14 protein-coding genes are annotated in these 17665 nt (G+C 46.9%); 1 reads left to right on the top strand and 13 read right to left on the bottom strand.

What is annotated here, in order from left to right:
• Positions 1-5: 5 nt before the first annotated feature.
• From G7035_RS02710 to thpR, 13 genes are all read right to left on the bottom strand, one after another.
• Positions 6-776 (bottom strand): WecB/TagA/CpsF family glycosyltransferase, encoded by a 771-nt coding sequence (locus G7035_RS02710; RefSeq protein ID WP_014599532.1) that lies wholly within the window; start codon positions 774-776, stop codon positions 6-8.
• A gap of 4 nt (positions 777-780) precedes the next feature.
• Positions 781-2118, bottom strand: coding sequence for an O-antigen ligase family protein (locus G7035_RS02715; protein WP_013369817.1), 1338 nt, complete (start codon positions 2116-2118; stop codon positions 781-783).
• A 10-nt stretch (positions 2119-2128) separates the two neighbouring features.
• Entirely contained in the window at positions 2129-3064 is a 936-nt protein-coding gene (locus G7035_RS02720; RefSeq protein ID WP_019686405.1) for a glycosyltransferase, read from the bottom strand.
• Positions 3064-3762, bottom strand: coding sequence for a sugar transferase (locus G7035_RS02725; protein WP_013369815.1), 699 nt, complete (start codon positions 3760-3762; stop codon positions 3064-3066). The genes G7035_RS02720 and G7035_RS02725 overlap by 1 nt, the downstream gene beginning before the upstream one ends.
• A gap of 16 nt (positions 3763-3778) precedes the next feature.
• Complete coding sequence (gene galU, locus G7035_RS02730) at positions 3779-4669, bottom strand: UTP--glucose-1-phosphate uridylyltransferase GalU (RefSeq protein ID WP_025364257.1); 891 nt, start codon at positions 4667-4669, stop codon at positions 3779-3781.
• A 42-nt stretch (positions 4670-4711) separates the two neighbouring features.
• Entirely contained in the window at positions 4712-5350 is a 639-nt protein-coding gene (locus G7035_RS02735) for a CpsD/CapB family tyrosine-protein kinase (RefSeq protein WP_016821260.1), read from the bottom strand.
• Complete coding sequence (locus G7035_RS02740; protein WP_013369812.1) at positions 5334-6077, bottom strand: YveK family protein; 744 nt, start codon at positions 6075-6077, stop codon at positions 5334-5336. Before G7035_RS02740 ends, G7035_RS02735 begins: the two co-directional genes overlap by 17 nt.
• A 277-nt stretch (positions 6078-6354) precedes the next feature.
• Positions 6355-6999, bottom strand: a complete 645-nt coding sequence (locus tag G7035_RS02745) for a response regulator (RefSeq protein WP_013369811.1) — start codon at positions 6997-6999, stop codon at positions 6355-6357.
• A gap of 116 nt (positions 7000-7115) precedes the next feature.
• Positions 7116-8753 (bottom strand): sensor histidine kinase, encoded by a 1638-nt coding sequence (locus tag G7035_RS02750; RefSeq protein WP_019686404.1) that lies wholly within the window; start codon positions 8751-8753, stop codon positions 7116-7118.
• 322 nt (positions 8754-9075) lie between these two features.
• Entirely contained in the window at positions 9076-13674 is a 4599-nt protein-coding gene (gltB, locus tag G7035_RS02755) for a glutamate synthase large subunit (protein ID WP_019686403.1), read from the bottom strand.
• Between the two features lie 461 nt (positions 13675-14135).
• Positions 14136-14819, bottom strand: a complete 684-nt coding sequence (locus G7035_RS02760) for a metal-dependent hydrolase (RefSeq protein ID WP_019686402.1) — start codon at positions 14817-14819, stop codon at positions 14136-14138.
• 170 nt (positions 14820-14989) lie between these two features.
• On the bottom strand, positions 14990-15802 hold the full coding sequence (locus G7035_RS02765; protein WP_016821264.1) for a cell wall hydrolase: 813 nt from the start codon (positions 15800-15802) through the stop codon (positions 14990-14992).
• A 111-nt stretch (positions 15803-15913) separates the two neighbouring features.
• Positions 15914-16480, bottom strand: a complete 567-nt coding sequence (gene thpR / locus G7035_RS02770) for an RNA 2',3'-cyclic phosphodiesterase (RefSeq protein WP_019686401.1) — start codon at positions 16478-16480, stop codon at positions 15914-15916.
• 227 nt (positions 16481-16707) lie between these two features.
• Between thpR and G7035_RS02775 the strand changes: the two genes are divergently transcribed.
• Positions 16708-17664: a D-2-hydroxyacid dehydrogenase gene (locus tag G7035_RS02775; protein WP_019686400.1), complete on the top strand. Its 957-nt coding sequence runs from the start codon at positions 16708-16710 to the stop codon at positions 17662-17664.
• Position 17665: the final 1 nt, after the last annotated feature.

A 17665-nucleotide genomic window follows, 5' to 3' on the forward strand; every position in this document is an offset into this window, starting at 1 on the left:
GTTTCTCACCCCTGGCCTCCCTTCATCCGCTTCCGCTTGAACATCTCTTTAAACAGCAGAACGAGGAACTGGGAATCCTCAATCAAATATCTTTTCCACAATCGTTTAGGCTCCTGAGACAACCTCCAAAACCATTCAAATCCTGTCTTCTGCATCAGCTCCGGTGCTCTCTTTACATTTCCCGACAGGAAATCAAAGGTCGCTCCCACTCCAATCGAAACTGGAGCGCGGTAAGTCTCATAATATCTGTAAATCCATTTTTCCTGCTTCGGTGCTCCTACACCTACAAAAACGATGTCTGGGCGAGCCTCTTGAAGCAACTGGATAATGTATCTGTTCTCCTCTTCGTTTTTCTCAAAACCATAAGAAGGAGAATAGCAGCCTACTACATTCATGTTTGGATAGGATTCCTGGAGATTAAGCATAGCCTTCTCAGGAATACCGTCAGCTGCACCCAGAAAAAACAAGCGATAGCCCCGATCCTCAAAAGCCTCTCCCAGCCGGGTGAACAAATCGGACCCTGACACTTTTTGTTTGAGGGGCTTTTTCAGCAACTTAGACGCCCAAATGATAGGCATTCCATCGGCCACTACAGCTCCGGCATCCGAATACACCTTGCGGAATTCATCATCCTTACGAAGCTTGATCACATGATCGACATTACAGGTCAAAATGTAGGAATGACGCTGATGCTCAATAGAAGTATCTATAAATTCGAGTAGATCATTAAAATCGTAATTATCAAAGTTGACATCGAACATGTTCACTCTGCTCATCGTATCACTTCTCTTTGCGAAAATCGGTTTGAGTAGATGTCTGGTATAATGCGTTCAAATACCAGCAAAACGGAATAATCATCTGAACCGTCGACAACGTATTATCTGAAAACGAGTAGATCAAAAAACCTGCAATTAAAGTTGCAAAATAAGGTTTGATAGACTTGGCAAGTGACCGATAAATGAGAGCGAACACGATCAGTAATGAAAGCATTAATAGCCCGCAACCGATATATCCGGTATCAAAATAAAATCGTATATACTCGTTATGCGGTACAACAAAACCATTGAATAACGTCCCGTCGTTCGCAACCGTTACCGCGCCAAGGCCTCTGCCTGACCAAGGGTAATCATGTACTCTGTTCAAAAAATATTCCCATGCCTCCGAGCGTCCCGATAGGTCAATGCCTGTGTCGGTCTCCCGTTCGAAGGAGCGTTTTTTTAAATTGTTCCATTGTAGGGCCACCGCCCCCAGAGCAACCAAAAACGATCCGGCCAGCGGTAGCAAATAATTGACTTTTCCCTTGAGGTACTGACGGGCAATATCAAACAGATACACAGCAAACATTAATAACAATGCCAGAATCGGCCCACGTGTACCGGTGGCGATCAGGATTAGAAAGTTCAGGGCCAACACCGTGTAATAAAAAGCAGCTTGCCTAGGTTTGCGCTTGACCTCAATCAGAGAGACGGCAATTCCGAGAAAGGAGAGCATTGCCAAATGCGGCGGTATGTTCGCTCCTTGTACTCTGACTGCGCCCGTAAATTCCACATCCGTAAATGAGTGCAATCCTAAAACCTGCAAGCCTAATCCAATGACCACACTAATAATCGGCAACAGACTAATCAGTCGAATATGCTTTTCCGCCACATCCTTTTTCCACTGGATCAGTAAAAAAAAGAAGGGCAGTGATAGTCCCACGAACGCCTTCACGGCAATCGAGGTCGTTAACAAAGGCAGCCATGCTGAAAATCCAAATGTAATCCCCAGCATGATCACCAATGCCCAGACTGGATAGCTGAACTTGAGACGAATGCCATATACGAGCATGCAGGGCACTAGCAGAGCCAAAATGCCCAATTTGTACAATGACAATATCTCAATGCCGAACACGCCACCCTGATACAGAGAATCGACTGAGACTGCTGTGCTTAGCAAAACCGCATAGCTAATGCGCTCAGGATGATGGATAGAGACAGCCAACAAAAGCAGTAAGCATACCGCCGCAATACTGACCACAGGTTGATAGGTAGCTGCAATTCCTACAGCAAGAGCGCCTAGTAGAAAAATAAAAACATGCTGTATCGTGTTTATTCTGGAAGTCCAAGGATAGTTACTCATGTTCAATCTTTCACCCCGCAGCTGACTCGCTTTTCCGGTTGCGCAGTGTATCCAGCGTTCCGCGGATATTTTCAAGCCTGCACCGGTTCAACAGCTTCCTGCCCTCAGTACGTGCCAGCAGGGAATCCACCGTGATGTATAACACTTTGGCTGCCACTTTTGCCATCAGCACCGCGTTGCCGCGCAGACCTGTAGCTTGAGCAGCATTAGACATGCCCTGACAATAGTAGCGATTCAAAATCCATTCTCTCGTTAAGCGTGAAGCCGGAACAAAATGTTCTACAGCCATGTGCGGATGATACATAATCGTTCCACCATTTTTACGGATTTGCTCGAATACCCACGATTCTTCACCAGATAGTAGGATATCTCCCTTTCTGCCCAAGTGAAGCGGGAACATGACGGCGGCGAAAGCCGTTTTGCGCATAGCCATATTCGCTCCAAATGGATTCAGGCCCGCTGGATATTCCCGAACGGATTTCCCCAGATCAATAATCGTGTAAGGCAGTTCAAGCGGCCCTGTCAACCAGTTCGGCCGTTCCGTCTCAAACTTAGGATCAATCTTCCCACCCATAGCCGTCAGCTCGGGATTGTTCCCAAAGGCCGACATAATCGTTTGCAGCCATGTAACACACGGAATTGCATCATCATCCAGAAAAGCAATGACGTCTGCTTTTGATAACGTAATGCCGGCATTACGAGCGGCAGACAGTCCTTGTTCGCGCTCATAATGATACCGAAGATGAATATGCTGACCATGCGCAACGGTGAATCTTTTGATCGTCGCTGCTGTATGATCGGTGGATCGGTTATCGACCACAATGATCTCAGCCAGTGCAAGGTCTTCCAGCTTCAGTAGAGACATTAACGTTTTCTCCAGCAGGTCCGCCCGGTTATAGGTGCAAATAACGACGGACACTGCGGGACATCGCTTAAATGCATCCATCAGTAAGCATCCTTGGAGAACAGCATTTTAACGCCTGTTTTCATGATGATTTTCAGATCGAGCCACGTATTGCGAACATGAATATACTTCAAATCCATTTGCACCATTTCTTCGAAGCCTACACTGTTACGTGCGCTCACCTGCCAGTAACCCGTACATCCCGGTGTTACAATCAGGCGCTGCTTGTCATAATCGGAGTATTGCTCAACCTCGCTGGGCAACGGCGGACGCGGACCGACTAAAGTCATGTCTCCAACCAACACATTCCACAGCTGCGGAATCTCATCAATACTCGTCTTGCGCAGAAAACTGCCAATTTTCGTGATCCGAGGATCGTTTTTAATTTTGAACATGGCGCCGCTCACTTCATTCAGCTCCATCAGGTCCTTTTTCAGTTCCTCGGCATTGGACACCATTGAACGGAATTTATACATATCGAATAACTTCTCATTCTTGCCCACCCGAGTTTGCTTGAAAAACACACTTCCCTTTGGGTCTTCGAGCTTAATCAGAATGGCCACCACTGCAAACAATGGAAGCAATACGATTAAGCCCACGAAAGACAGCAGCATATCAAGGAGGCGTTTTGTGACCAGGTAGGACGTTTTATCCTGAATTTGTGTATTTCCGTATGGCATGTAAAACGCTTTACCTGACATGACAGCCTCGCCATCCTCCGGTAAATTTTCCATGCTCATGCTGACGTACCTCCTCTCAACCCGCTGTGGTTGCTTTCTCGGTTTTTTTCAGCCATTCATTCATGGCCTCCATAACCGGATACTTCAAATCATCGCTGGCAAGTGCAAATTCAAGAGTGGTTAAAATATATCCAAGACGTTCACCTACGTCATAACGCGTGCCTTCAAAGTCGTAGGCGTACACACGTTCACTCTGATTCAGCTTTTGGATCGCATCCGTCAACTGAATTTCGCCGCCAGCTCCTTTTTCCTGAAGATCAAGATATTTGAAAATTTTCGGCGAGAACACATAGCGACCCATAATAGCCAAATCGGATGGGGCTGTGCCTGGAGCCGGTTTTTCAATAAAATTATTCACTCGGTACAATCGTCCGTCCTGTTGGTCCGGTTCAATGATGCCATACCGGTTCGTGAATTCCTGTGGTACCCGCTGCACACCGATCACAGAGTTTTGTGTTTCCTCATATTGATCCATCAGCTGGCGCAGGCAAGGTTTTTGACCTGTTACGATATCGTCGCCCAGCAGCACACCAAATGGCTCGTCCCCGATAAAGCGTCTTGCGCACCATACCGCATGTCCAAGACCTTTGGGTTCTTTCTGGCGAATGTAATGAATTTCCACGCCTGAAGAACGCTGTACTTCCTCCAGAAGCTTCAGCTTACCGTCCTCGAGCAGTTTGGATTCCAGCTCAAATGCGTTGTCAAAGTGGTCCTCAATGGCACGTTTACCTTTACCCGTAACGATAATGATGTCCTCGATACCAGAAGCAATCGCTTCTTCCACGATATATTGAATCGTAGGCTTATTGATAATCGGGAGCATTTCCTTAGGCATTGCTTTGGTGGCAGGGAGGAAGCGCGTTCCCAATCCTGCTGCTGGAATAATGGCCTTTTTCACTTTTTTCATCATCGCACTCATTCTCCTTGCTTCATCGAATTTTGGTGTTGCTTACTTCACCTGATTCATCACAATTCCAACCAGCGTCGCGCTAGCCTGCTCCATGAGTTGCTTCGTTTTGCGTAGATCTTCCCGTTTGGTCCGGCCATGTTTGGCAACGAGAATCACACCATCCGTCAAGCCTGCAATCAGGCGAGCATCCGTATAATTCAGCGCTGGCGCCGAATCGAGTAATATGATGTCATATTCACGTTTGAGTTCTTCCAACAGCTCTGCCATACGTTCGCTACCGAGCAGATCTGCTGCGTTATACAGACTGTCCCCACCAGGAACAACCGATAGTTCCAGCCCACCATGCCTAACGATAGATTTGGAAGAAGCCCCACCGCGCAAATAAGCCGATAGACCTCCGGTATTCTCCATTCCGAATATCTCGTGCAGCGCTGGTTTATGCAGATTGCAATCCACCAGAGCCACCTTCTTGCCTTCTTGAGCAAAGGAAACTCCGATGTTGGCGATCATTGTTGTTTTCCCCGCTCCGCTTTCCGGCGAGGTTAACAAAAGAACCGTCCCACGGTCCTTTTGCCCGACCACCTGCTGCCGGATGTATGTACGGAGGGATCGAAATGATTCCGAGATATACGATGATGGATTACTTTCTGTAATCAACATGTCATTCAATCGCAGCATATTTACGCTCCCCTACCCGTTCTTTGGAATTTCCGGCCACTCCATCGATGTCCTTCTTGCGAATGACGGGAATCGATGCAATTACCGGAATGCCGATGTCTGCATCCGCTTCTTTTTCCGTGCGCAGCGTGCCGTTAATGCTTTCCAGGAACACAATCGTGCCCAGCGCAATCATCAGCGATACGAGAAAACTAATCGCAATATTCATGAGCGGATTCCCATTAATCGGATCAGGATTGGCTTGCGGATCCGCTTCATTTAAAATTTTCACATTATTTAATTCCATCAATCCCGGAACCGTCTGCACGAATTTCTGGGTTACTGCGTTTACAACCGCTGCGGCCTGGGGATAATTCCCTGCCTCAAACGTCAAGCCGATTACCTGACTTTTATCCGAGGATTTAATTTGCAGCTTCTCTGCCAACTTTTGCGACGTCAAATTGAACTCAGGATGAGTCGCTACCACAGCGTCCATAATTTTAGGTGAAGTGAGAATTTGCTTGTAGCTTTCCACCAAATTAAGACTTGTGTTGACGTCATTCAGATTGTTACTCCCCTGCTTGGCGGAAATATGATTAACCAGCAGTTGGCTTGAAGCGGAGTAGACTGGCTTTACGACATTGTCGCTCACAATGTAAGTCGTTACACATGAGAGAATGACAAAAATCGCAATCAGCCACAATCTTTTTTTGATCAGGACTAGATAATCCAAAATGGTTTTCTCCACAAAAATCCTCCCTCCCATACAATTTCTCTTCTTATTTTAAGTATGATCTAATTGTAACAATCCGTTGTATTAACGACATGGAACCGAACGGCACTTTCTCCCTCACTACAGAGGAAGGGGGATGTATACTTTTGGACACGGCATGGTATACTTTTGTACCATACTTTGTCGATTATGGTAAATACACAAGAAAAAATCCTCAAAACCACCAAAGTTGGTGATTTTGAGGATTTCTCTATACCACTCGCATATTGAAACTACTGCGTAGCTTATGGGGTTAGCGCATCATCATATTGGTTGGCTCGTACTTCGCTAGACCAATCGCATTGGCATATAATGCTGCCTGCGTACGATCTGCCAGTCGCAGCTTGGCCAAGATCTGACTGACATGCTTTTTGACGGTGAACTCACTGATAAATAACCGGGATGCTATTTCACGATTGCAAGCCCCTTGTCCCAGCTCCACCAGCACTTCCTTTTCCTTGGGTGTCAGGTCGTCCGTGAGATTGCCAGCATCTTCACGCAGCTTATTTTCGAGAATAGCCGGATCATAATATTTGCGTCCTTTGTTGACAAGATGAATCGCGTAAATTAGTTCCTCAGGCAAAGCCTCCTTAAGCACGTAACCGTCCACAGAGGCTTCCTCCGCTTTCAGAAAATCTTCACGTGTTGCAGAAGAGGTCAGCAAAATAAATTTGCTTCTGAACCCGCGTCCGCGCGCTATCTTGATAATATCCAGACCTGATTCATCAGCTAATTTCAAATCCAGCAGCACCAAATCCGGATCCGTTTCCTCGATCACCGCAAGTGCTTCCTGTTGATTCTGGGCCTCTCCCGCGAACTGAACATTGGGCTGCATGGATATAACCGCAGCGAGTCCTTTCCGTACTAAAGGATGATCATCGACAATGACAATTTTCATGATTCGGCCTCCTGTCTACAGTTCAGGATTTGCATAATCCCTATGTATCCGATTGTTACCGCAGATTTTGTATTGCAGAATGTTCACACATTGTATTCAAGGATTTTGTAAAATCCTCATTCATAAGCATTTACCGGAATGGACAATCGGATCTGTGTTCCCTCTCCGATTCGACTTGAAATATCAAATTCGCCTCCCATCGATTGAGCTAAATATTCCATATTCATCATGCCCAGGCCCCCGCCTGCACTGACCGCCTCACCTCCTGCTACCATTCTCGCCGTCTCAAACCCTACTCCGTCGTCATGAATAGACAGTCTAATCACTTGGGGCGTCAATTTTAACTTCACATCAATTCGCTTGGCCAATCCATGACGGATTGCGTTCCCCGCCGCTTCGGAAATGATGCGGAACAAAGCCTTTTGGTACAAATACGGAAGTGAATAATGATCACCATGAATGTCAAAATCAATTTGTACATGGTTCAGCTTGGAGAGTGTATGCAGATGACTTTTCACCGTCCCCAACCAAGTTGATCCTCCGCTTTTTTTCGAGCTTAGACTATGAATTGCCCCCTTCAGCTCTCTAACCGCTTGGTTGGCCGATTGCTGAATTAAATCAATTTGTTCCTCCACCTGCTCCTTAGGCTGATGGCACCAAGTCTGCCGGAGAGAATGCGTTGCATACACAATACCAAAAAGACTTTGTGAAACATTGTCATGCATTTCATTTGCAATCCGGTTCTGCTCATTCGTCACAATCAACTGATTCTCAATACGCTCCAGCTCATAGCGTTCCAAAAACACAGCACTCAGCTCAGCCAAGAATATCAGTTGTTGTACGAGCCAGCGTCTCCCCGTCAAACTTTGATCCGGTCCCAGCTTGAGACCAATTGTCGCTACAAAGCGGGTCGTCATCGGTACGGTGATCATGAGAAAGTCGCCCCATTCCGGTAGATGTCTGAAAAACGGTTCGCGCTCTTCCCTGAACTCCTCCCGGTAATTCTCCAGTTCCTCGAATAGCTGTTCCTCTTCCTCTACCGTCCAGCCTGTCTGGCTGCTTGCCGGCGCATCTTCCTCCTGACTATCCAGCCAGAAAAATGCACGGCTCTGCTTGGTTAACTTGATAGTGTAATCCGAGATGACCTGACCTAGATTTAATGCCTCATTATGGCTGGTCGTCTCCATGATGTGGTAAATCGACTTGATATGATCCATCGTCTCATTGGCTTGTTCTTTAGCCACCTTCAGTTCGTCCTTCATGACGCGAATAACCTGCATTGCCATAGTGGTTACGATCAATACCAGAAACAGATTAATGTTCTGCAATATAAGATCCCACAAAAAATATTGACCTGGTGTAAAAAAGATATAACAAAATGTGAGCACCAAACCGATATAAGAAAGTAGGAGCGTCCAGCTGTACCTCATAGATAGATGAGCACAAGCTACCAGCATGGGGGTAATCACATACCATTTGAACGGGCTATTGATCCCTCCGGTCGGGAATAACAGCAAAATGATCCCTGCGGTTTCTAGTGCAATACTGCATTTCAATACCATATCATGAAGTCTGTATTTACGGTAAATCCAAGTAAATGCTGTAACGGATAAAAATAGAAAAACAATCAGTAATAGCTTTTGCCATACCATTAATCTAGATGTTTCGAACAGAAAAACAAGTGATGTTAAAGATAATGATACATAACGGTATAAAAAAATCATTTTGTCTTCTGCTGACTTCTTCAACTTCATCCTGTCACCCTATTCTGTGTTTTGAAGGGACGATGGGCATATTAGGTTTGTTTGCGTACTCTAAAAAAATCATAACCAATCCAAAAATAAATAACAAGACATAAACTCTTACGTAAACGGTTACATTCCAAAAAATTTGGTACTTTTTATAACATATTTACCGTTTCAGGAAAACATTTTGGGGGTAATGTCAGAATTTATGACGTTTGTCAAGGTAATAAATCACATTTTTATCAGCCTAAAAAAAGGACTTGCTGGCACCGCCGTGACTATAACAGCGGTATTCAGCAAGTCCTTTTTAGTGAATTTGGCGGTCTGCTTTTTAGCCCCCGGTACGCGCCAACTCACGCATATTGGCTTCAAATGCTGCCAGTAGAGCTTCATCCCCGCTCAAACCGGTCGCCTCTTCTTTTTGGATCTGTTCAACCATACGCTTGTAATCCTTTGGAATCACCCGTACAAATTGCTGAATCGCAGTCTGCCATTCATCCAAAATACGTTGTCCTGCTTCACTACCCGTGTAAGTGACATGGCGCTGAATTAAGCCGCGCAAATCCGCTGCTTCTGCAGGGTCCTCCACATCTTCCAGCAACACCATCTCCAGATTACAACGGCTCAGGAACGTTCCTTCAGGATCATAGACGTATGCAATACCTCCGGACATCCCGGCTCCAAAGTTCCGTCCGGTTCCACCCAATACAGCTACACGTCCGCCCGTCATGTATTCGCAGCCATGATCACCAACGCCCTCAACAACAATACGTGCGCCGGAATTCCGAACGGCAAAGCGCTCGCCTGCGATTCCGTTAATATAAGCTTCACCACTGGTCGCTCCATACAAGGCTGTATTTCCGATAATAATGTTCTCTTCAGCCTTAAAGGTCGCTTTGTGAGATTTCTTTACAATAACTTTACCGCCAGATAGCCCTTTACCGACATAGTCATTGCTATCGCCTTCGACGCTCAACGTGATACCTTTCGGAATAAAGGCTCCGAAGCTCTGACCTGCCGATCCAATGAAGTTAAAGCGAATCGTATCCTCAGGCAGACCTGCCGCTCCATACTTACGTGTAACCTCGCTGCCCAGAATCGTACCTACCGCCCGATTCACGTTAGTAATAGGCAAGGTACCCTCCACAGGCGTTCCGCTCTCCAGTGCTTCCGCAGCCATCGGTAAGAGCTTCTGCATATCAAGTGTTTCTTCCAGACCGTGGTTTTGGCGCTGTACGCGGTAACGTACACTTCCATCTTCCAACTCAGGAACATGCAGTAGCAAGCTCAGATCTACGCCCTTCTTCTTCCAATGTGAATCGGCGTTCACGGTATCCAGACAATCCGTACGGCCAATCATTTCCTGAATCGTGCGGAATCCCAGCTCCGCCATAATTTCACGGACATCTTCTGCGATGAAACGCATAAAATTCACCACATGGGCTGGATCACCCATATAATTTTTGCGCAACTCTGGATTCTGCGTAGCCACACCAACCGGACAGGTATCCATTTGGCATACCCGCATCATAATACAGCCCAACGCTACGAGCGGCGCTGTGGAGAAGCCGTATTCTTCCGCACCCAACAGGGCAGCTACGACCAAATCACGTCCAGACAGCATCTTACCGTCTGTCTCCAGTACCACGCGGTCGCGCAGGTTGTTCAGCATGAGCGTCTGATGCGTCTCAGCCAGCCCCAGCTCCCAAGGCATACCCGCATGGCGGATGGAGCCTTGCGGGGAAGCGCCTGTACCACCGTCATAACCGCTGACCAGAATAATGTCAGCACGGCCTTTGGCTACCCCTGTAGCAATCGTGCCTACACCTACCTCTGATACCAGCTTTACGTTAATATCAGCACGTGGATTGGCGTTTTTAAGATCATAGATGAGCTCTGCCAAATCCTCGATAGAATAAATATCGTGATGCGGTGGTGGCGAAATCAGGCCTACTCCTGGCGTTGAACCGCGTACCTCGGCGACCCAAGGATACACCTTGCGTCCTGGTAGTTGCCCACCTTCGCCCGGCTTCGCGCCTTGCGCCATTTTAATCTGAATTTCGTCAGCATTCACCAAGTAGTTCGACGTGACACCAAATCGGCCAGATGCCACCTGCTTGATCGAACTGCGACGTGAATCACCATTAGCATCCGGGATGAAACGCGCAGGGTTTTCCCCGCCCTCACCCGTGTTGCTCTTGCCACCGATCCGATTCATCGCAATCGCCAAATCTTCATGCGCTTCCTGGCTAATGGAGCCGAAAGACATAGCTCCTGTTTTAAAGCGACGCATAATCGATGCAGCAGATTCCACTTCATCCAGCGGCACAGGCTCACCAGCAGGCTTCAACTGAAGCATGGAGCGAATCGTCAAATGTTGTTCAGATTCACCCTGTACCAGCTTGGTGTACTTCTTGTAAAGCTCGTAGTCTCCCGAGCGAACCGATTGCTGGAGCAAATGCACCGTTTGCGGGTTAAACAAATGCTCTTCTCCATCGTTGCGCCATTGGTATTCACCGCCCGAATCAAGCACCTTATCATTGCCGTCCTTATCAGTGAAAGCACGGTTATGGTGGGCCAGCGCTTCCATCGTCACTTCCTCCAGACCAATACCGCCAATGCGGGAAGGTGTCCAGGTGAAATAACGATCAACAAACTCCTGCTTCAAACCTACAGCCTCGAAAATTTGCGCTCCACGGTACGACTGAATCGTGGAAATACCCATTTTGGACAATATTTTAACAACGCCCTTGGTTGCCGCTTTAATATAATTTTTAACTGCTTTTTCGTGCGAGATGCCGCGCAGCAAACCCTGTTGAATCATGACATCCAGCGTTTCAAACGCCAGATACGGATTAACCGCGCTCACACCGTAGCCCAAAAGCACCGCATAATGGTGAATATCTCTTGGCTCCCCGGATTCCAGCAAAATGCTCACACGTGTGCGTGTACCCTGCTTAATCAGATGGTGATGAAGGCTGGAGACAGCTAGCAACGCCGGAATGGCTGCATTTTCTGCGTCCACTCCACGGTCAGACAGAATCAGAATGTTATGACCTTTGTCAATGACACGGTCAGCCGCCTCAAACAGTCCTTCCAGCGCCTTGTATAAGCCCTCAGCACCTTCTTTTGCTTCAAAGAAGATCGGAATGGTCATGGATTTGAAGCCTGGACGGTGTACGTGACGAATTTTAGCAAACTCTTCATTCGACAGCACCGGCGAATCCAACCGAATCTGGCGACAGCTTTCCGGTTCTGGGTGCAGTAAATTTCGCTCTGGTCCAATCGTCGTTGCAGTTGACGTCACTATTTCTTCACGAATGGCGTCAATCGGCGGGTTGGTAACCTGAGCAAACATTTGTTTAAAGTAATTGTACAAACGTTGCGGACGGTCAGACAATACCGCCAATGGAGCATCATACCCCATTGAGCCAATCGGTTCCGCACCTGTAAGTGCCATCGGCTCCAGAAGCTTGCGTAGCTCTTCAAACGTATATCCAAAAGCGAGCTGCAACTGATTTACATTTTCATGTTTCGGCTCTGGCTGCTCCAGTGCTTCAGGCAGATCATCCAGATCAATCAAATGCTCATCCAGCCACTGCTGATAAGGTTCTTCGGATGCGATACGTTCCTTTAACTCTTCATCAGAAACGATGCGGCCTTCTTGGGTATCCACCAGGAGCATACGCCCTGGACGGAGACGATCCTTATAAAGCACATTTTCAGGAGCAATATCCAATACGCCCGCCTCAGATGACAGTGCAATCAGATCGTCCTTGGTCACATAGTAACGTGCAGGACGCAGGCCGTTGCGGTCAAGAATCGCCCCGATTTGGATACCGTCTGTAAACGCCATCGCAGCAGGTCCGTCCCACGGCTCCATCATGGTGCTATGATATTCATAAAATGCCCGCTTCTTCGGGTCCATGGTCTCATGCTTGTTCCAAGGCTCAGGTACCATCATCATGGCTACATGAGGAAGCGAACGTCCACTCAGATACAGAAATTCCAGCGTATTATCAAACATAGCTGTATCCGAGCCATCTGGGTTGATGACAGGTTTAACCTTCTTGATATCGTTGCCAAACGCTTCACTTTCAAACTGTGCCTGACGCGCATGCATCCAGTTTACGTTACCACGCATGGTATTAATTTCACCGTTGTGAATCATAAAACGATAAGGATGCGCACGGTCCCAGCTCGGGAACGTATTCGTACTAAAACGGGAATGGACCAGCGCGATCGCCGATGTCACCCGCTCATCCTGCAAATCCAGATAAAATTTACCTACCTGCTCGGTTGTCAGCATTCCTTTGTATACAACCTTGCGACATGACAAACTTGGAATATAGAACGACTCACCATTCATATCCTCTTGGTTATAGCGAATAGCAAGCTCTGCACGTTTACGAATGACATACAGTTTCCGTTCAAAATCCAGTTCTTCCTTCAAATCGCTACTGCGGCCGATGAACACCTGACGTACGCCAGGTTTAGCTGCTTTTGCCGATTTACCCAGCATTTCGTCATACGTTGGTACATCGCGAAAGCCCAGACAGTTCTGGCCCTCGTCCACAATGATTTCTCTAAGCTTTTGCTCATGCAGCTCACGAACTTTTGGATCATTGGATACAAAAAGCATACCCACGCCATATTGTCCGGCCTTTGGCAATTTGAAGCCCAATCGCTCCGCTTCCTCTTGAAAAAACAGATGCGGAACCTGAATCATGATCCCTGCTCCGTCACCGGAGTTTGGTTCACTTCCCTGACCGCCCCGATGCTCCATGTTTACGAGCATGGTCAAAGCCTGACTTACAATATCGTGCGATGGTTTTCCCTTGATGTGGGCAACAAAGCCCATGCCGCAGGCGTCTTTTTCGAATTGGGGATCATATAGTCCCTGTTTGGGTGGTAAACCTGTCTGTCTCATGGAACGCAACCTTTCTGTTATAAAGTCATGCTGGCCTGAAATACAGGCGGCCGAATAGAAGACAGTGGCAACAAGAGGTAAATCAAAGAACAACTACGAGGAATGGGGGACAAAAAACATAAGACGTATTCAAGGCGGTACGGTCCGCCGAATGCGTATGTTTTTCAATAATTATGCAATGGCTTGACTTGAAAAACACGTCGATTCCACTGATGAATCTAATTAGTTCTATCATTTTATCATTGACCTATTGTGTTAGCAATTCAAAGTTTTTATGGTTGTGATAATAAATCTTTTACATTACAGCTTCAACGTACCAATGCAAAAATATATCATTTTTATGTATAAATATTCATTAAAAAAGTCAGCCTTTTCTATTCCCAAGGAACAGAAAAGGCTGACAAAGGAGTTTAATATACATACGGACCATCATGTACATTCCCGCAAATCGATAAACCGTATTAAAATTCGAGACTTTCGCCTGGCTTCAATGCTTTCCCTTCAATACCTTCTTTATGAAGACGGTCACAGAAGCCGTCTCCATCCTGCTCTATGCCGGGAAAAGTATTGTAATGCACCGGTATCACGCGGCTTGCCCGTAGCCATTTCGCTGCCAGCAAAGCATCCTCCGGTCCCATTGTATAACCATCTCCGATCGGCAATACTGCGGCATCGATGGAGTTGGTTTCTCCAATGAGACGCATATCGCCAAACAAGCCGGTATCCCCTGCATGGAAAAATGTTTTGCCCCCCATAGTCAATAAGATACCTGCTGGCTCTCCCATGTAGATGGTTTGTCCGTCCACTGTCAAAGAGGAGCTGTGAAACGCCAGCGTAAATTTCACATGAAAACCGTCAAATTGGTGACCACCACCCAGATTCATACCGTGAGCTTTCGTTCCCAAGGATGCACAATATTCAGCCAGTTCCGCCACCGCGATTACAGGGCAATCATTGCGCTTGGCAATTTCAACTGCATCACCAAAATGATCGGCGTGACCGTGTGTCAACAGTACTGCATCCACCTGAATATCTTCGGCCTGTACGGTTGCTTTAGAATTCCCCGTCAAAAAAGGATCGATAATAATCCGCTTCCCCTCTGCCTCCACCAACACAACTGAATGTCCATAATATGTGATTTTCATAACATTTACGCCTCCTTTGTCACTTTCATTATTTAGGTTACTTTCCTTTACCTAATTATACCTCTTTTGCATACCGGCTTCACCTGCGCACATAAAATACGCTCACAAAGCTGAACCCTGTTGTTTAGAAAGGGCTGTTATTTGTCGCTCATGGGATTTATACTAAATGCTCATTTATAAAAGGTATGATGACCGATAGTTTTCACCTTGGTACGCGAATGATGAACCGTAAGGTCCTGGGCCAACGTAAGCGAAAGGAAAAAACAGGTGTTATCAGGCACGGCTTTATGGCCATTCAAAGCGGCCGTAACTGCACGTATGCAGTCCTGGTTAGGCTGAACACGACGAAGACGCCCGTTCGCAACCGGACTAAATTGCGCTTTTTGATAAATCACTGCCTGAATCGTATCGGGAAATGAGGCTGACCGCAGCCGGTTTAAGACAACGTTGGCAACTGCCACTTTGCCTTCGTACGGTTCGCCTTCTGCTTCTGCCATCACTATTTTTTGCAGCAGGAGCAGTTCTTTAGCGGAGACAGGATAGCTCCAGGTAGACAACGCCTTGTCATCCTGAGTGAGCATTTTTGTCTTCGTAAAGTAGATGGTTGTAGGAGGGGTTAGGATTGCGGACTTGCTATGCTGGACCTCAGGCTTTTTCTTGCCTGTAACAGCGTTATTCCGAGCTTGTTCCACCTGCTTCATCTGGGAAGCGGGTAACGGAGTCGGCATGATTTCTTTCCAGCTTGGCTGCCCATGAGCAGCGACAAAGATGGGGCTTGTCCTGTTTGACCCGTTATGGGTCCCCATCCTGTCGCCATATGTAGGAACCGAAGTGTTCCCTGACCAGCTCAGAGATTGCATAGGTGCATTTTTATGATTATTCTGTGTTTGCTGAACCTCAGCGTAGAGGCCTATCCCCAATATACAAACAAGCAGCACACTCAAAAGAGGTGCAAACCAACGATGTTCTTTAACGATTTCCATAATGTTCCTCCCGTTAACTTTAAGCACATTCCTCAGATATGTAACCCAAAATGCGCTTTTTGAATAACGCTGAAACACTATATCACTAAATTCGCTGATAGATCAAGGGTTTCACCTCATTAATGGGAATGTTTGAATTATTTGGTACATTGGTTTTTGTCCCATTCGGGTTGCATATAATACAAATTCTCCCACTTCCCAAGGCTCGCCGCTTCGGTCATCTGACTGCCACACAGACGCTGAAACAGGCTCCCCTCCTGTATATGAACGTGCTACAGTGATATGAGGTCGATAAGGTCGTTCCTCGGGTTTAAAACCCAGCGGTTCGGTAGCTCGAAGTATGGACTGGTACAGCTGATCCAGTGACTCTCGCTGCCCGGTCACTCCCCTCCATAGTACACGCGGAAAATCTTCGCGTCCAAAAAAGCCTGCTTCACCCATGCCAAGCGTGAACGGGCGATGCTCAGCTGCAGCATGAACTAGAGCCTGCTCAAGTTTTGGAATAACCGAATTCGCCACATCACCCAGAAACTGAAGTGTCACGTGGTAATCTCTGAAGTCACTCCATTTGCGGAAAGACAAATTACTCAAATCCTGCTCTACCCAATGACGTAACTTCTTCTTGTGCTGGTCCGGGAGAGCTATCGCTGTAAAGAGTCTTTGCGATTCATTTTTCATCTACCTCTTCTCCTTTCTTAATGAATATCCCGTGGATATCCCAAAAAGTAGCTGTTTGGTTGGTCCCCAATCAGGGTAAAGCCACTTGTTGTTAAATATGATGACACCGCGGGCTTGTTTCTACCCATCTTATGCAAATTTTCCGACAATCTGTTATCCTTGAAGGGATGGTTCGCCAGAATATATTGGAAACTCCAAGGAATCAAACATCGAGGAGGCTATGAATCATGGGAAGCATTTTAAGTTTACATCAATTGACGGATGATCAAAAAAAACAGGTTCGTGCAGCGGCTCCAGGCTACGAGTTGATTATTGGCAAAGCCCAGGAATTGGAGACTGAACAGATCCGTGAGGCCGAGGTTATTCTAGGCTGGTCCAAGCATATTGCCGAGGAAGCATTACATCCAGACAGCAAGCTAAAGTGGATACAAACCTGGTCGGCTGGGATTGATAAGCTCCCGCTTACCAAACTGGAAAAGCGCAACATTGCACTCACGAATACGAGTGGTGTACATGCGATTCCAATTACAGAGCAGATCTTTGGAATGCTGCTATCGCATACCCGTTATTTACAGCAAGCGGCTCTCTTGCAGCGTCAGAAAACATGGCAGCCACCGGAAGGTCAACTGACGGAATTACGTGGCAAAACGCTGTTGATTACAGGCGTTGGCGAAATTGGCCGTGAAACAGCTCGGATTGCAGAAGCCTTTGGCATGCGAGTGATCGGGGTTCGCCGTTCCGGCAAGGAAGCTCCCCATGTAGAACACATGTACACAAACGAACAACTACATGAAGCATTGGGCGTTGCGGATATTGTGGTTAATATTTTGCCATTCACTGAAGAGACCCATCACTTCTTTGACGAAAAAGCATTTGCAGCGATGCGTAAAGGCGCCTTCTTCATTAATGTCGGTCGCGGCAAGACTGTTCATACAGATGCGCTGGTACGCTCGCTGGAACAAAAACATATTGCCTTTGCCGGACTGGATGTATTCGAGGAAGAACCGCTACCTGCGTCACATCCACTATGGGGCCTAGAGCATGTCCTGATTACGCCGCATATTGCAGGGGATACAAACCGATATGCTGAACGAGCGGTAGATATTTTTCTCACTAATTTGAAAGCCTATGCTACTGGTCAGAAGCTGCCGCTGAATTTGGTTAACTACAAAACTCAGTATTAAC

Source organism: Paenibacillus polymyxa (genome assembly GCF_015710975.1).
Lineage (GTDB): Bacteria > Bacillota > Bacilli > Paenibacillales > Paenibacillaceae > Paenibacillus > Paenibacillus polymyxa.